Here is a 15,206-nt window from a genome sequence, read left to right on the forward strand (position 1 = left end):
TCGGCGACCGGCACGGGCTCGCCGGGCGCGTGCCAGACCGCGACCTCCAGCGGGACGGACTCGGGATACACGGCGGGACGGACGCGCTCGTCGAGAACGCGCTTGAGGCGGGCCTCGACCAGGCCGCTGTCGTCATGCATGAGTCAGGCTCCGTGGGGTGGGCGGGCGGGGTTCGTGGCCTGGACGTCAGTGGGCGCCGGGGTCCGGCCGTTCCCCGTCGGACGTGCCCTCGCCCGGCTCCTCTCCCTCGGTGCCGGGCCGCGGCGTGCTCGGGCCGCGCAGCGCGGGCCGGCCCTCGCCCTCGGGCCGGGCGTCGCCCGACGGGTGCCGATCGCCGTGGCCGTTCAGGTTCTGCCGGACCGAGTCCAGGATCGTCAGGCCCTGGGCGACCAGACCGGCCGCGATCTCGCCGAGCCCGTCGGCGCCGTTCAGGACGTTGACGTTGGCCCCGGAGAGACCGCCCGCCGCCTCCTTCACGATCAACGGAAGCTGGTCGATCAGCATCCGGTCCAGGGCGACGCGGTCGTACGACGCCGCGGCCTCGGCCTGGATCTTCATCCGCTGCGCCTCGGCGGCGGCGAGGACCCGGACGCGTTCGGCCTCGGCCTCGGCGGGCTTCACGATCTCGGCCACCAGTTCCTGCTGGCGCAGCCTGGCCTGCCGCTGGGCCAGTTCCGTCTGGGCGTCGAGCACCTCCTGCCGGGCGTGCGCCTGCGCCAGCGGGCCGGCCTGGGCCGCCCTCGCCTGGGCCCGGTCCACCTCGGCCGAGTACTCCGCCTTCACCACCGCGGTCTGCCGGGCGTACTCGGCCTGCTTACGCGCCGCCTCCTGCTCCGCCTGGGCGGCGGCCTGGTTGGCCTGGGCCTGGGCGATCTGGGCCTGCCGCCGGATGGCTGCCTTGTGCGGCGCGGACATCGCGTCGATGTAGCCGGTGTCGCCGTCGTCGATCGACTGGATCTGCAGCGAGTCCACGATCAGGCCGATCTTCGCCATCTCGGTCTTCGAGGTGTCCAGCACCTCCGCGGCGAGCTTCTGCCGTTCGGTGACGATCTCCTCGACCGTCATCGAGCCGATGATGGCGCGCAGATGGCCGGCGAAGATCCGGCCGGTCAGGACCGACATCTGGTCCTGGTCGGAGAGGAACCGCTGGCCCGCGTTGATGATGCTCTCGGTGTCGTTGCCGACCTTGAAGGCGATGACGGCGCGCACGTGCAGCGCGATGCCCTGCTTGGTGACGCAGGTCTCCACGACCTCGGACTCGCACATCGACAGGGTGAGGAACCGGACCTTGCGGAAGACGGGGAGCACGAACTTCCCGTGGCCCGTCACCACCCGGAACGGCGCGCCCCCCAGTCCCCGCCTGCCTCCGGAGATCAGCATCGCCTCGTCGGGGGCGGGAACGCGGTAACCGAACATGGTCTGTTCTCCTTAGCCCGGGCCGGCCCGGGATCAGCCCGGGGTCACCCCGGATCGACAGGAACGTCCCGCAACCTCTCCAAGGGGTCGCCCCACGCGATGACGTCGACCTCGCGGCATCCGCGTGACTCGACCACGAGCACCGTCGCACCGATCGGCAGCGGCTCCTGCGACCAGGCGAGGAAGGTCTCGGAACCGCCTCTGACCCGCACCAGGATCTCGCCCGGGCCCGCGGAACCACGCGTTCCGATGAGAAGCTCCCCCATGCAGCCGATCACGGCCTCGTCCTGTGCCATCGCCGACCGGTTCCCCTCGTACGCGTCCTCTGCCTTCGACCTTAGACCCACTCGGACGACCCGCATACGCCGCTGCACGGGCCTTTCCGGCGCCCCTTTCCACAGGCGGGCACCTCTCGACGCGGCGCCCGCCGCCCGGCACAGTTCTCCCTGCATACTCGCGAGTACCCAACCGCCCGTCCCCTTTCCGAGGAGCGCCCTTGACCAGTTGGGCCGGCCGCAGTGCCGCCGAGATCGCCGCCGCCGTACGCGAGAAGCGGGCCACGCCCCGCGAGGTGGTGGCCGAGCACCTCGCGCTGATCGAGCGGCTCGACGGCCGCGTCGGCGCCTTCCGCACCGTCCGCGCCCGGGCCGCGCTGGAGGAGGCCGACGAGGTGGCGGCACGCGGCGATCTGGCCGGACTGCCGCTCGCGGGCGTGCCGGTGGCCGTCAAGGACAACCTGGCGGTGCGGGGCGAGTCCAGCCGCGTGGGGTCGGCCGCGACCCCGGACACCCCGGCCGCCGACGACCATGTCACCGTTGCCAGGCTGCGGGCGGCGGGCGCGGTGGTCGTCGGGCTGACGAACGTGCCCGAGCTGTGCGCCTTCGGCACCACGGAGGGCGTCCACGGCACCACCCGCAACCCGTGGGACCCCACCCGGAACGCGGGCGGCTCCTCGGGCGGCAGCGCGGCGGCGGTCGCCGCCGGCATGGTCCCGATCGCCCTCGGCAACGACGGCATGGGCTCGCTGCGCATCCCGGCCGCCAACTGCGGCCTGGTCACCGTCAAACCGGGTCACGGGGTGGTGCCCGCCGGAATCGGCGAGGGCGACTGGTTCGGCATGTCCGAGAACGGTCCGCTCGCCACGACCGTCGAGGACGCCCGGCTGATGCTCTCCGTGCTGGCCGGCACCGAGACCGTACGCGGCCTGGAGGCGGCCCCGCGCACGATCGCCGTGTCCGTGCGCAGCCCGCTCGCCGGGGTGGGCGTGAGCAGGCCCTACGCCGCCGCCACCAGGGACGCGGCACGGCTGCTGGCCGGGGCCGGTCACCGGGTGCGCCGGGCCGAGCCGCCGTATCCGGTGTCGCTGGGCGTGACCGCTCTGCGGCACTGGACGGCGGGCGCGGCCGTGGACGCGGCGGCCCTGGACCCGCGGCGGCTGACCCGGCGCACCCGGGTGCACGCCGCCCTGGGGCGGCGGTTCCTGAAGGGGGTGCGCGCGGACACGGGCCGGGAGGCGCTGCGGCGGCGGATGGAGCCGTTCTTCGCCGAGTACGACGTGCTGCTCACCCCCGCGCTGGCCCGCCGCTCCCCGCAGGCCGGGCCCTGGCACGAGCGGGGCTGGCTGCGCAACGTGCTGGCCGACACCCGCTACTCGCCCATGACCCCGCCGTGGAACCTGACCGGATGGCCCGCGATGTCGGTGCCCTTCGGCACCCTGCCCTCGGGCGCCCCGTGCGCCGTTCAACTGGTGGGCCGTCCGGGCTCGGAGGCGGATCTGCTGGACCTGGCGGAGCAGATCGAGCGGCTGCGTCCGTGGCCGAGGACGGCGGACCTGCCGCCGTCCTGGAGGGCCCTGCCTAGAGGGCCCGGTACATGATGTGGAGGCCGACCGGGCCGTGCCGGGGGTGCTCGTAGGCCTCCGGCACCGTGCCGAGGATGCGGAAGCCGAGCGAGGTCCACAGCCCGACGGCGGGGTTGGTCTCCACGACGGCGTTGAAGACCATCGCCCGGTAGCCGGCGGCCGTCGCGGCCCCCAGGACGTGCTCGGCCAGGGCGCGGCCGACGCCCCGGCCGGACTGGTCGGGGTCGACCATGAATCCCGCGTTGGCGACGCGGGCCGCGGGTCCGCCGTAGTTGGGGGTGACGTAGGCGGAGCCGACGACAGCGCCCGTGTCGTCCTCCGCGACGTACACGTGTTTGGCGGGGCCCATCCACAAGGCCCGGGCATCCTCCTCGGAGGTGTCCGGGTCCCAGGCGTATGTCTCGGCGGCGGCGACGATCCGGTGCCAGAAGGGCCAGATCCGGGGCCAGTCCTCGGTCTTGGCTTCTCTGATCAGCATGGGCGTGAGTGTGGCACGCCCATGCGGTCGGCGATCGCGACGGGTTCTGGCCGGTCAGTCCACGCTGGGCAGGATGTGGGGCTCGGCCAGGTCGTCCTCGTACCCCGCCAGGCGGATCGGGGCCGAGCGGGCCCACACGTCGAGGCTGCCCAGGTCCGCGGGCCGTCGGCCCGCGCGCTCCATGCGTTCGTTGGGGCGCTGCTCGCGATTCGTCTTCTCCGGTGTCACCGCGCACTCCTTATGTGTCGGTCACCCTCGGGGCATGCGGCCGGTACGCACCGCGCCGCCCGAGCCCGCTCGGGTCTGGTTCGTCTGCATCTCGGACGCGGTGGCGTCGGCAACTGAGGTGCGAGCAGGCCGTGGTGCACCGGCTTGCCCCGGGACGGACCATGGGTGTGGATGGAACCCGTAGTCGCTGTCCGTCCACCCCAGATTAACCAAATGAGCGACCCCCCGCTCGATGGGGCTGCAAAGACCAGGTAACTATCTGACGTCGCGCGTGTTGATTGGATCACTTATGGGGTGATTTGTCGCATCATGTGCCGGACGGGATTCCCCCCTGGGGGCGACCCCGCGCACCCGTGGGACAGTTCAGGTTCCGTTGGCCGCGCCGCAAGCTCGCCATGGTCTGCTGACCCACCACGACGGCTTTCTCTCGGGAGGACCGACGCATGGAGCTGCGCAGCGCCGAGGAGCTCATGGACCTGCTGTACGCCTGCCCGCCCGACGCCCGCGCCCACGCGTTGCGCACCGCCGCCCTGCTGCGCCGGCGCCACCCGGCCGACAAGGAGCTCCAGGTGGCGGGACTGGTCCACGGCATCGGCCGGCTGTTGCGGCCGGGCGCCAGCAGCAGTGCGGCCGACCCGGCGGCTGACGCGGTGCGCGCGCTGCTCGGCGAGCGCGTCCGCCGTCTCCTGCGGCGGCACGCGGCGCCCGCCGGCGAGCGCCTGTCCGAAGAGGAAGCGCTGTCGCTGCGCCAGGCGGCCGAGGAGGCCCGCACCACCCGTTTCGACGCGGGCGTCCTGGAGGACTGGCGCACGGTCCTCGAACTGGTCGCGGCCGGCAACTTCCGGCTGCGGACCGTGGACTGACACCGTGTCAGAGGTCCCGGTTCACCACTTGCCCGGCGCGTAGTCCTTGAGGAAGACGCCGTACAGGTCCTCACCCGCCTCGCCGCGCACGATCGGGTCGTAGACGCGGGCGGCGCCGTCCACCAGGTCGAGCGGGGCGTGGAAGCCGGCCTCGGCGAGGCGGACCTTGTCGGGGTGCGGGCGCTCGTCGGTGATCCAGCCGGTGTCGACGGCCGTCATCAGGATGCGGTCCTTCTGGAACATCTCCTCGGCGCTGGTCCGCGTGAGCATGTTCAGGGCGGCCTTGGCCATGTTGGTGTGCGGGTGCCCCGCACCCTTGTAGCCGCGGTTGAACACGCCCTCCATGGCGGAGACGTTCACGACATACGTGCGGCGGGCAGCGGCGGCCGCCATCGCCGGACGCAGGCGGCTGATCAGGATGAAGGGCGCCGTCGAGTTGCACAGCTGTACCTCGAGCAGCTCCACCGGCGTGACGTCCTCCACCGCCTGGATCCAGCTGTTGGTGTCGTGCAGGTCGGGCACAAGACCGCCGGCGTCGATGGCCGTGCCGGCCGCGATCCGCTCCAGGGACGCCGAGCCGGACACCAGGGCCAGGTCGGTGACGTCCTGGGCGGTGAGCGCGCCGCCGCCCGCCACCGGCAGCTCCGCGACCGCCCCCGAGCCGAACGTGCCGATCACCTCGGCCGCGGGCAGCTCACCGGCCGGCAGCGGGGCCGACTCGGCGGCGACCAGCTCGCTGTAGGCCTGCGGGGAGCGCCGTACGGTCTGGGCGGCGTTGTTGATCAGGATGTCCAGCGGGCCCTCGGCCGCCACCGAGTCGGCCAGGGCCACCACCTGGGCCGGGTCGCGCAGGTCGATGCCGACGATCTTCAGGCGGTGGATCCACTCGTCGCTGTCGGGCTGGGCCTTGAAGCGGCGGACGGCGTCGTTGGGGAAGCGGGTCGTGATCGTGGTGTGCGCGCCGTCGCGCAGCAGCCGCAGCGCGATGTACATGCCGATCTTGGCGCGGCCGCCGGTGAGCAGTGCGCGCTTGCCCGTGAGGTCGGCGCGGGCGTCCCTGCGGGCGCGGTTCTCGAGGGCGCACCGCGGACAGAGCTGGTGGTAGAAGTAGTCGACCTCGACGTAACGGGTCTTGCAGACGTAGCAGGAGCGCGGGCGCTGGAGTATGCCCGCGATCTGTCCCGCCCCCGTCGTGGACGAGGGCAGGATGCCCTCGGTCTCGTCGTCGATGCGCTGCGCGGAGCCGGTGGCCGTGGCCTCCGTGACCGCCTTGTCGTTCGCGGTCTTGGCGGCCCGGCGCTCCTGGCGGCGGCGTTGCTTGACCGTGCGGTAGATGTGCGAGGTGGCCCGGCGCACGGCGACGGCGTCCGGGTGGTCGACGTCGATCCCGTCGAGCTCCTCGATCACACTGAGGCACACGGCCAGGCGTTCGGGGTCGATCCCGGGCCCGTACACCACTTCGTCCGTGGCCGTCGGGCCGTCGTCTGTCACCGTCATCGCGCTGCCGTTCCCTGATCACTGTGCGGCGCTCCGACTCGCGCCTGCTTTCGAACGGGGGATTTTACGGCAGCGCCGGGCCGGTGGGCCAAACGGCGGTGATCACGGTCCGCAGACCGTGATCAGGGTCTCCACCTCCTCGGTGACGGCGCGGGCGAGCCGGTTCAGGTCGGGCACGGCCTTGGCGTCGGCGACGAGCCCGTAGTGGACCTGGCCGCGGTAGGTGGAGATCGCGACGGCCAGGGACTGGCCGCGGGCCAGCGGCGCGAAGGGGTAGACCTCGGTCAGCGGGTGGCCGCCGAGCCTCAGGCCGATGCCGGGCAGCGGCACGCTGGTGACCAGGATGTCGAACCACAGCCGGGCGGCCTGGGCGACCAGCGGTCCGCCGAGCCGGTGGCCGAGTGCGGGCACGTGGTCGGCGAGCAGCGCGACGGCGCCCGCGCCCCGGTTGGGTCCGGCGTCCTTGTTGCGGTCCATGGCCGCGCGGACGGCGGCGAGCCGGCGCAGCGGGTCCGGGTCGAAGACGGGCAGTTCCATCAGATAGCCGGAGAGCCGGTTGCCCTGTGGGTGGGCGGTGCGCGGGCGGCGTCTGGAGACGGGGATCAGGGCGCGGGGCGCGATCCCTCCGGTGTCCTCGCCCCGCTCGTCGAGCCAGCGCCGCAGGGCGCCGGCGACGACGGCGATCAGTACGTCGTTGACAGTGCCGCCGACGGCCTTGCGGACCAGGTGCACGTCGTCGATCTCGACGACCGCGCCGGCGGTGCGGCGGGTTCCGGTGGGCTCGGCGGTGAGCGCCGGGGTGGACCGCGTGGCGAGGGAGGAGCGGGCGACCGAGGCGCCGATGTCCAGGGCGCGGCCCACGTCGGACAGGGCGCCGCGCACCGCCTCGGGCAGTCTGCGCACGTCGGGCAGGGGACCGCGGGCGGGCTCGGCGGGGCGGGGCCGCGGGGTGGGCATGTCCATGGGGTCGAGGACGGCCGCGGCGAGGGTCAGGGCGCGCAGGCCGTCGGCCAGGGCGTGGTGGAACTTGAACAGCACGGCGAAGGAGACGCCGTCCTCGCCTGGCAGCACGTGCGCCTCCCACGGCGGGCGGTTGCGCTCCAGCGGGCGCTGCATGAGCCGGCCCGCCTCGGCGTGGAAGTCCCTGGCCGGGGCGTGCAGCCGTACGTGGTTGAGCGGGTCGAAGCCGGGGTCGGGCTCGCGGGCGGCGCCGCCGAAGCCGAGCGGCGGGCGCAGCGCCTGGGCGAGGGGCCGGCGCAGGTCGAGCGGCCGCCACACGTCCCGGATCCGCATGCGCAGGCCGGGCACGCCGGCCGCGCGGGCGGCGAGCAGGTCGGCCGCGTGCGCTCCGGCGGTCGGCGAGTGGGCGGAGAAGACCCCGAGGGCGCCGAGGTGCATCGGGTGGTCGGCGGACTCGATGTTCCAGAACGCCAGGTCGAGGGGAGCGAGCAGGTCGGGAGTCAATGGCTTGCCTCGCATCGGCGGTGGGTGTGTGCGCAGTCAACCGCCCTCGACCGATTACGGTCAAGTACGATCAAGCTACTCTCAGTCAACAACAGATTAAGTCCGACCCGGGAGAAAAGGGTGGGACACATGGGGCCTTTGAGGTCACTTCGGGCCCGCCGGACGGGGGTCACCTGAGGGCGGGTGGCGCGGCCTGCGGGGTCGTGCCCCACGCCGAGGGCCGCGGCCCCAGGGTGTAGCGCAGGGTGCCGATCGACCGCAGGGCGCGGGTGGTCAGATACGTCCGCTCGTGCGGCACCCCGCCGGCCCGCACCGACTGGATGTAACGGTCCTTCCGCGAAGTGCCCGGCGCCGTGATGGTGAGGCCGCCGCGCGGGGAGTGGCCGCGGTCCAGGCGCAGGTCGACGCGTTCGAAGACGGGCGTGGACAGGCCCCAGGTGGGACAGCCCGGCTGGACGGGGAACAGGCCGATGGAGGCCAGTACGTGCCAGGCGGACATGGTGCCGAGGTCGTCGTTCCCGCTCAGCCCGGCCGGCTCGTCGGTGAACAGGGTCAGCGCGGCGTGCACCACGTCGCTGGTCTTCCACGGCTGCCCCGTCGACAGGTAGGTGTACGGCGCGGCGAGGTCCGGCTCGTTCATCGGGTTGTACCTGGCGCTGCCGTAGTAGGCGTACGGCCCGCCGACCCAGGTCTCGCGGACGGTGCGCTCCGGTTCCCTCAGCAGGCCGGCGTAGGCGAAGAACGTGTCCAGACGCTCGTTGGCGGCGCGCCGGCCGCCGATCAGGCGGACCAGTCCGGGCAGGTCCTGCGGCACCAGCCACTGGTACTGCCAGGACGTGCCCTCGTGGAAGCCGGGGCCGTGGGCCGGGTCCGCCGGTCCGGTGAAGACGCCGGAGGCGTCACGGGCGCGGAAGAAGCCGGTGACGGGGTCGAACAGCGCGCGGTAGGCGCGGGAGCGGGCGGCGTACCGCGCGGCGTCCCCGTGGTGGCCGAGGGCCCGGGCCATCTGGGCGAGCATCGCGTCCGACAGGGCGTACTCCAGGGTCGCCGACGCGCCGAACGCGTAGTCGGAGTGGCCGGGCTTCGCGGGCTCGTGGCCCGGGAGGTACGGGACGTAGCCGCGGGCGAGGTAGTCCGGGTTGGCTTCGCGGCCCACGGCCGGGGAGCCGGCGGGCGGCACCCCGTCGGCGTTCCGCCGCAACGCCCGGTAGGCCCGCTCCTCGTAGCCCTTCAGCAGGCCCTGCTGGTAGGCGTTGGTCAGGAACGGGGTGACCGGGTCGCCGGTCATGACGTTCGTCTCGACGGTGCCGTAGCCCCACTTGGGCAGCCAGCCGCTCTCCTCGGCGACCCTGATCACCGAGATCGCCATGTCCCGCGACTCCTTCGGCGCGAGCAGGGCGAGGAGCGGGGCCTGGGTGCGGTAGGTGTCCCACAGCGACCAGTTCTGGTAGTAGCTGAAACCCCGCGCGCGGTGGATCCGGCCGTCCCAGCCGGTGTAGCGGCCGTCGGCGTCGCTGCCCACGTTCGGCGCCAGGAACACGTGGTACAGCGCCGAGTAGAACGTACGCCGCCGTGCCGCGTCGCCGCCCCGGACGCGTACGCCGGACAGCCGGCTCTCCCAGGAGCGCCGGGCCGCGGCGCGCACCGCGTCGAAGGAACGCCCGCCCTCCGCCGCCAGGTTGCCCGCCGCGCCGGCCGCGTCGACGTAGGACAGCGCGGTCGTCGCCTCCACCGTGCGGTCCTCGGTGGTGTCGAAGCGGACGTAGGCGCCGCCGTGGCCGGTTCTGGAGCCCGCCGTGACCGTGGTGCCGTCCCAGGTGCCGTACGCCGTGAACGGGCGGTCGAAGCGGGTGACGGTGTGGACGGTGTAGGGCCGGGTGTCCCGGCAGAAGCCGCGGCCCGTGATCGTGGTCCGTACGGTGCGGTCGCCCAGGATCTCGACCGTCGCCGCGACCGGTTTGTGCAGCGCCTGGGCCGCGTTGAGCAGGACGTTGGCCTTGGACGTGGCCGGGAAGGTGTAGCGCTGCACCCCGGTACGCGCGCTCGCCGTCAGTTCGGCGCCGATACCGCCGATACCGGACGACAGGCCGACCCGGTAGTAGCCGGGGCTCGCCCGCTCGGTGTCGTGGCCGAACCGGGCCGCGTACGTGGCGTAGTCCGTCCGTGTGACGTCACCGGTGGTGGGCAGCACCGGCAGGTCGCCGCCGATGCGGCAGCCGACGCCGGAGAGATGGACCAGGGAGAAGCCGCGCACACGGTCCTGGGTGTGGTCGTACCCGGTGCTGTGGCCGGTGTCCGGGGAGAGCTGCACCATGCCGAAGGGCACGGACGCGCCGGGGAAGGTGTTGCCCTCGTTCGCGGTGCCGATGAACGGGTCGACCAGCTCGGTGAGCCGGTCGTCGCGCGCTTGGGCGGCCGGTGCGACGACGGGAGCGGCGGTCAGCGCGGACGCTGCCACCGCCCCGGCCGCGCACAGACGCAGGCGCCGGGTCCATCTCATGCAGGAAGACCTCCGAAGGAGACGTCACTGCCTGCATGATCGGGTCTGAAGGCCGGTCAGCCCGGCAACCGGCGGGTGTCGCCCGCGACGCGTCGCGGATCGCGCCCCCCGCGCGCCCCCCGGCCCGCCCCCGGTTCGAGTCCGCGGGGCTACGGGACGAGCTGTCCCTTGCCGAGGGCGATCACCCCGCCCCGGGAGACGGTGTACAGCTCCGCGTCCCGCTCGGGGTTGACGCCGATGGTCGCGCCGGGCGGCACCTCGACGTTCTTGTCCAGCACCGCGCCGCGCACGATGGCGCCCCGGCCCACCCGCACGTTGTCGTGCAGCACCGAGCCCTGGACCACCGCGCCGGGGTCGACACGGACCCCCGGCGACAGCACGGAACGGGTGACCTGCCCGCGGATCAGACAGCCGGCGCTGATGATCGACTCGCCCGCGATCCCGCCCGCGTTGAACCGGGCCGGCGAGAGCTGGCCCGAGTGGGTGTAGATCGGCCAGTCGCGGTTGTAGAGGTTGAACGCCGGGCGCTCGGCGATCAGGTCCATATGGGCGTCGTAGTACGCGTCGAGCGTGCCGACGTCCCGCCAGTAGCCCTGGTCGCGGCTGGTCTCGCCGGGCACGTGGTTGGCGCCGAAGTCGTAGAGCTGCGCCTCGCCGCGGTCGGTGAGCTGGGGCAGGATCGAGCCGCCCATGTCGTGCGCCGACCTCTCGTCCTCCGCGTCCCGCTGGAGCGCCTCGATCAGCACCTTGGTGGAGAAGATGTAGTTGCCCATGGAGGCGAAGACGCACCCCGGGTCGTCGGGCAGTCCCGGCGGGTCGGCGGGCTTCTCCAGGAAGCGCTGCACGGTCTGCCCGTCCGTACCGGGGGTGATCACCCCGAACGACGACGACTCGGAGCGCGGCACCCGGATGCCCGCGACGGTCACGCCCGCGCCGCCCTCGATGTGCTCCTTGAGCATCTGCCGCGGGTCCATGCGGTAGACGTGGTCGGCGCCGAACACCGCGACGTAGTCGGGCTGTTCGTCGTGGATCAGGTTGAGCGACTGAAGGATCGCGTCGGCGCTGCCCAGGTACCAGCGGGGACCGAGCCGCTGCTGCGCGGGGACCGGGGTGACGTAGTTGCCGAGCAGGCTGGACATCCGCCAGGTGGTGGTGATGTGACGGTCCAGGGAGTGCGACTTGTACTGGGTCAGCACGCAGATCCGCAGGACGTCGCCGTTGACGAGGTTGGACAGGACGAAGTCGACGAGCCGGTAGGTGCCGCCGAACGTGACCGCTGGTTTCGCGCGGTCCGCGGTCAGCGGCATCAGCCGTTTGCCCTCCCCGCCCGCGAGGACGATCCCGAGGACCGAAGGTCCACCACGACGCATGGCCGCTCCCCTCACCCGGTTGCCTGCCTCCTGCGTCCGAGCAGGAGAAACTGAGCCCTAAGCCTGTCCGAGGATCTCCTCGTAGAGCCGCACGGTGCGCCGGGCGACCGCGTCCCAGCCGAACTCCTCCACCGCGCGCCGCCGTCCTGCCTCGCCCATGCGGCGGGCGCCGTCCCGGTCCGCGAGCAGCGAGTCGAGGGCGCGGGCGAGCCCGGTCTCGAAATCGTCGTCCACCGGCACGAGTACCCCCGTCCCGCCGTCCTCGACCACCTCGGGGATCCCGCCGACCCGGGAGGCCACGACGGGAGTGCCGCACGCCATCGCCTCCAGGTTGACGATGCCCAGCGGCTCGTAGACCGAGGGGCAGACGAAGACCGCGGCATGGGTGAGGAGCTGGATGACGGCCGGGCGCGGCAGCATCCGCGGGATCCAGTGCACTCCGTCGCGGGCCCGGCTCAGCTCCTCGTACAGGTCCCGGAACTCCCGGTCGATCTCCGGTGTGTCGGGCGCCCCCGCGCACAGCACCACCTGCGCGGCCGGGTCGATGGCCCGCACAGCCCGCAGCAGATGGGGCACGCCCTTCTGCCGGGTGATGCGGCCGACGAACAGCACGTACGGGCGGTCCCGGTCGAGGCCGGCGCGGTCGAGGGCGTCCGTACCGTGGTCCGGGCGGTAGAGGCTGGTGTCGATGCCGTTGTGGACGACGTGCACCCGGGCCGGGTCGAGCGCCGGATAGCAGCCGAGGATGTCCTCGCGCATGGCGCCGGAGACCGCGACGACCGCGTCGGCGGACTCGATCGCGGTGCGCTCGGCCCAGCCGGACAGGGCGTAGCCGCCGCCGAGCTGTTCGGCCTTCCAGGGGCGCAGGGGCTCGAGGGAGTGCGCGGTCATCACGTGCGGCACGCCGTACAGCATCTTGCCGAGGTGACCGGCGAGGTTGGCGTACCAGGTGTGGGAGTGGACGAGGTCGCGGCCCTGGAGCGCGGCGGCCATGGCGAGGTCGACGGAGAAGGTGCGCAGCGCGTCGTTGGCGCCGTCCAGCGCGGACCAGGGCCGGTGGCGTACGACGCCGTCGGCGCGGCCCTCGCCCCAGCAGTGCACCTCCAGGTCCACCAGCGGCCTCAGCTCCCGCGCCAGGAACTCGACATGGACGCCCGCGCCGCCGTACACGTCCGGCGGGTACTCCCGGGTCAGCAGTCCCACGCGCACCCGCAACCCCCTGGTCCGAAGCGGCCTGGTCGCTTTCATGGTCACCCAGATGCGGCCCGTGGGGAAGAGCCCGGCACCCGCGTGAAGCAGCAGTCCCCGCAGAGTCCGCCGCCGGGGACGCGGTAGTACAGGCAGCAACTGCGCCGCCGGAAGCCCGCGCCGGGGCCGATGAGTGTGCCGGCACCGTCGAGTAGGGGGTGGGCGAGGAGGCCCGCGGCCAGCTCGCTGGCGTGGTCGCCTGCCCTGGCACGGCGGCCGGCGCGCGCCTGGTTCTCCAGCAGGCGTGCCGCGGCCGCCAGCGCGGAGGCCGCGTTGCCCCGCAGCAGCCCCGGCGCGAGGCGGTACCGGGCGTGCAGGGCGGCCGCCAGCGGTTCCAGGTGGCCGTGCAGGACGGCGTCGGCGACCGTGTCCGGGTCGGCCGGGCGGGCGCGCACCTCGGTGAGCCACAGGTCGTCCGGCGCGCTGCCGGCGGGGTCCCAGCGGATCAGGCGGGCGTCCAGGTCGGGGATCCGCCCGTACAGCACGGCGCAGCCGAGCGCGGCCGACCACAGCCGGGCTGCGAGCGCCTGGTGCGCCACGGAGGCGGCGACGCGGGCCTCGGGCGCGCCGATGCCGTCGGCGACCCGGCGGACCCGAACCACTAGGGGATGCGTTCCGGCGTCCGGGGCGGGGTCCGCGTAGGCCTGGGCGAGGGTGGGCAGCGGCCCGTGCGGCGGGGTGCCCGTGCGCAGGGCGAAGAAACCGCCGAGGTCGTTCAGTGCGGCGAGGTCCGGGGCGAGGTTCACCGAAGCAGTAGTACCAAGGCCCGTCGCGGGGCGCGCAAGGGGATCCGGCGGGGGTGTCCGCAGGGGTGTCTCAGTCCCGTGTCGCCCACCCAGGGGAGGACAGCGGGCGGGGTGTACTCCATCGGCAGTAGGACCTATTGACTGCTCAGGTACGACGACGTGAGGCGATCGGCACGGCAGGGTGGTCAACCATGGAAGCCGACCGTTCGTCGCGCCGGGGCCGCCGCCCCAGCCCCACGCGGAGGTGCAGCTCATGAGCGCCCTCGCGCTGTCCGTGCTGCTGTCGCTCGTGTCCGCCGTCGCCTACGCCGGCGGGGCGATCGTCCAGGAGCGGGTCGCGGTGTCATTCCCGGGCGAGCAGTACGCGCCGCTGCGCCGGCCCGCCTGGTGGGCGGCGCTGGTGCTGAACGGTCTCGGCGGGCTGCTGCACGTGGTGGCCCTGGCCTGCGGGCCGCTCAGTCTGGTCCAGCCGCTGGGTGCCCTGACCATCGTGTTCGCGCTGCCGATGGCGGCGCTGTTCGTCGGCCGGCGGGCCGGCGCGGCCGCCTGGCGCGGCGTGGTCATGGCGACGGTGGGGCTCGCGGGACTGCTGTCCCTGGTGGGCTCCTCCCACGCCCAGACGCTGAACACCGCGCAGCGCGCGGGCCTGGCCGTGGTGACCGCCGGTGTGCTCGTCGCGCTCACGGTCGCGGGCCGGGCGGCGCACCGGCATCCGGCCGTGCGCAGTGTGCTGCTCGCCACCGGCTCCGGCATCGCCTTCGGCATGTCCTCGGTGTTCACCAAGACGGTCGCGGTCGACTTCACCGACGGGATCGCGGCGGCCGAACTGCCGTCCCTGACCGCGATAGGCGTCCTGGCCACGGCCGGGATCCTGCTGTCGCAGGCGTCGTACCGGGGCGGGGGCCTGGCGGCGCCGCTGGCCACGCTGACGGTGGTGAACCCGGTGATGGCGGCGGCGGTCGGGCTCACGCTGCTCGGCGAGACCTTCCGCTACGGCACGACGGGCACGGTGCTGGCGCTCGGCTGCGGTGTGGTGGCGGCGGGCGGGCTGATCCTGCTGATGACCGAGCGCATCGAGCGCGCGGGTCCGGTGGTGGGGACGGGGTCGGCGACGGAGGCGGTGACCGGCCCGACGGCCGGGGCGGCGTCCGGAACGGCAACCGGGTTGGCGACCGGGCCGGTGTCCGGCGATGAGGCGCTCGGGGTGACGACCGGGCCGGTGTCCGCCGAGGAGGCGTCGTCCGTCGAGGTCTTGCCGGCCACCGAGGGGCCGTCGTCCGCCGGGGGGCCGTCGTCCGTCGAGGCGTCCGGCGCCTCCGGGCGGGTCGTGCCGTTGGACGCTGTCGTACTCCCGGGCTCACCGGCGCCGCGGGCGCAGGAGGACCCCGCGCGGGGCGAACCCCGGCTCGTCCTCGGCCCGTTCTTCGTCGCCTCGTGCCCGGACGGGCAGTTCTACTCGAACCCCTACGTCCCGGGGCCCGGGCCCGAACGGCGCGGCTCCCGCGTCGGGACCTGACGCCGTCCGCCCCGGACAT

13 protein-coding genes are annotated in these 15,206 nt (G+C 73.6%); 3 read left to right on the forward strand and 10 right to left on the reverse strand.

Annotation, left to right across the window (positions count from 1 at the left end):
* Positions 1 to 186 precede the first annotated feature (186 nt).
* Together ACF09J_RS28545 and ACF09J_RS28550 are read right to left on the reverse strand one after the other, a co-directional pair.
* Positions 187 to 1,416 (reverse strand): SPFH domain-containing protein, encoded by a 1,230-nt coding sequence (locus tag ACF09J_RS28545; RefSeq protein ID WP_392308335.1) that lies wholly within the window; start codon positions 1,414 to 1,416, stop codon positions 187 to 189.
* A gap of 44 nt (positions 1,417 to 1,460) precedes the next feature.
* Entirely contained in the window at positions 1,461 to 1,712 is a 252-nt protein-coding gene (locus tag ACF09J_RS28550; RefSeq protein WP_392308336.1) for a hypothetical protein, read from the reverse strand.
* A gap of 200 nt (positions 1,713 to 1,912) precedes the next feature.
* Between ACF09J_RS28550 and ACF09J_RS28555 the strand changes: the two genes are divergently transcribed.
* A complete protein-coding gene (locus ACF09J_RS28555; protein WP_392308337.1) occupies positions 1,913 to 3,292 on the forward strand; it encodes an amidase in 1,380 nt (459 codons plus the stop codon).
* Here the strand turns inward: ACF09J_RS28555 and ACF09J_RS28560 are convergent.
* Both ACF09J_RS28560 and ACF09J_RS28565 read right to left on the reverse strand, forming a co-directional pair.
* Complete coding sequence (locus tag ACF09J_RS28560) at positions 3,273 to 3,755, reverse strand: GNAT family N-acetyltransferase (RefSeq protein ID WP_392308338.1); 483 nt, start codon at positions 3,753 to 3,755, stop codon at positions 3,273 to 3,275. The genes ACF09J_RS28555 and ACF09J_RS28560 overlap by 20 nt on opposite strands.
* Positions 3,756 to 3,809: 54 nt before the next feature.
* Complete coding sequence (locus tag ACF09J_RS28565) at positions 3,810 to 3,983, reverse strand: hypothetical protein (RefSeq protein WP_100570238.1); 174 nt, start codon at positions 3,981 to 3,983, stop codon at positions 3,810 to 3,812.
* Positions 3,984 to 4,426: 443 nt separating this feature from the next.
* Here ACF09J_RS28565 and ACF09J_RS28570 point away from each other — a divergent pair, with 443 nt between their 5' ends.
* The gene (locus ACF09J_RS28570) at positions 4,427 to 4,846 is read left to right on the forward strand and encodes a hypothetical protein (RefSeq protein WP_392308339.1); all 420 of its coding nucleotides are present in this window, start codon (positions 4,427 to 4,429) and stop codon (positions 4,844 to 4,846) included.
* Positions 4,847 to 4,867: 21 nt separating this feature from the next.
* Here ACF09J_RS28570 and ACF09J_RS28575 read toward each other — a convergent pair whose 3' ends face one another.
* The 6 genes from ACF09J_RS28575 to ACF09J_RS28600 all read right to left on the reverse strand — a co-directional run bounded on the left by ACF09J_RS28575 (position 4,868) and on the right by ACF09J_RS28600 (position 13,671).
* Entirely contained in the window at positions 4,868 to 6,343 is a 1,476-nt protein-coding gene (locus ACF09J_RS28575; RefSeq protein WP_392308340.1) for an SDR family NAD(P)-dependent oxidoreductase, read from the reverse strand.
* 102 nt (positions 6,344 to 6,445) lie between these two features.
* Complete coding sequence (locus tag ACF09J_RS28580; protein ID WP_392308457.1) at positions 6,446 to 7,807, reverse strand: wax ester/triacylglycerol synthase family O-acyltransferase; 1,362 nt, start codon at positions 7,805 to 7,807, stop codon at positions 6,446 to 6,448.
* A 169-nt stretch (positions 7,808 to 7,976) separates the two neighbouring features.
* A complete protein-coding gene (locus ACF09J_RS28585; RefSeq protein ID WP_392308341.1) occupies positions 7,977 to 10,307 on the reverse strand; it encodes a GH92 family glycosyl hydrolase in 2,331 nt (776 codons plus the stop codon).
* Positions 10,308 to 10,456: 149 nt separating this feature from the next.
* Positions 10,457 to 11,677: a glucose-1-phosphate adenylyltransferase gene (gene glgC / locus ACF09J_RS28590; RefSeq protein ID WP_392308342.1), complete on the reverse strand. Its 1,221-nt coding sequence runs from the start codon at positions 11,675 to 11,677 to the stop codon at positions 10,457 to 10,459.
* Between the two features lie 57 nt (positions 11,678 to 11,734).
* Positions 11,735 to 12,886, reverse strand: a complete 1,152-nt coding sequence (glgA, locus tag ACF09J_RS28595) for a glycogen synthase (protein ID WP_392308343.1) — start codon at positions 12,884 to 12,886, stop codon at positions 11,735 to 11,737.
* 41 nt (positions 12,887 to 12,927) lie between these two features.
* The gene (locus tag ACF09J_RS28600; protein WP_392308344.1) at positions 12,928 to 13,671 is read right to left on the reverse strand and encodes a (2Fe-2S)-binding protein; all 744 of its coding nucleotides are present in this window, start codon (positions 13,669 to 13,671) and stop codon (positions 12,928 to 12,930) included.
* A gap of 253 nt (positions 13,672 to 13,924) precedes the next feature.
* Between ACF09J_RS28600 and ACF09J_RS28605 the strand changes: the two genes are divergently transcribed.
* Positions 13,925 to 15,187, forward strand: coding sequence for a DMT family transporter (locus tag ACF09J_RS28605; protein ID WP_392308345.1), 1,263 nt, complete (start codon positions 13,925 to 13,927; stop codon positions 15,185 to 15,187).
* Positions 15,188 to 15,206: the final 19 nt, after the last annotated feature.

Origin of the sequence: Streptomyces sp. NPDC014889 (assembly GCF_043081205.1) — a bacterium.
GTDB lineage: Bacteria > Actinomycetota > Actinomycetes > Streptomycetales > Streptomycetaceae > Streptomyces.

Excerpts from the sequence above, each read along its gene's own strand:
- ACF09J_RS28545 (WP_392308335.1), bottom strand. The coding sequence starts at position 1,416 with ATGTTCGGTTACCGCGTTCCCGCCCCCGACGAGGCGATGCTGATCTCC.
- ACF09J_RS28550 (WP_392308336.1), bottom strand. The coding sequence starts at position 1,712 with ATGGCACAGGACGAGGCCGTGATCGGCTGCATGGGGGAGCTTCTCATC.
- ACF09J_RS28560 (WP_392308338.1), bottom strand. The coding sequence starts at position 3,755 with ATGCTGATCAGAGAAGCCAAGACCGAGGACTGGCCCCGGATCTGGCCC.
- ACF09J_RS28570 (WP_392308339.1), top strand. The coding sequence starts at position 4,427 with ATGGAGCTGCGCAGCGCCGAGGAGCTCATGGACCTGCTGTACGCCTGC.
- ACF09J_RS28575 (WP_392308340.1), bottom strand. The coding sequence starts at position 6,343 with ATGACGGTGACAGACGACGGCCCGACGGCCACGGACGAAGTGGTGTAC.
- ACF09J_RS28585 (WP_392308341.1), bottom strand. The coding sequence starts at position 10,307 with ATGAGATGGACCCGGCGCCTGCGTCTGTGCGCGGCCGGGGCGGTGGCA.
- glgC (WP_392308342.1), bottom strand. The coding sequence starts at position 11,677 with ATGCGTCGTGGTGGACCTTCGGTCCTCGGGATCGTCCTCGCGGGCGGG.
- ACF09J_RS28605 (WP_392308345.1), top strand. The coding sequence starts at position 13,925 with ATGAGCGCCCTCGCGCTGTCCGTGCTGCTGTCGCTCGTGTCCGCCGTC.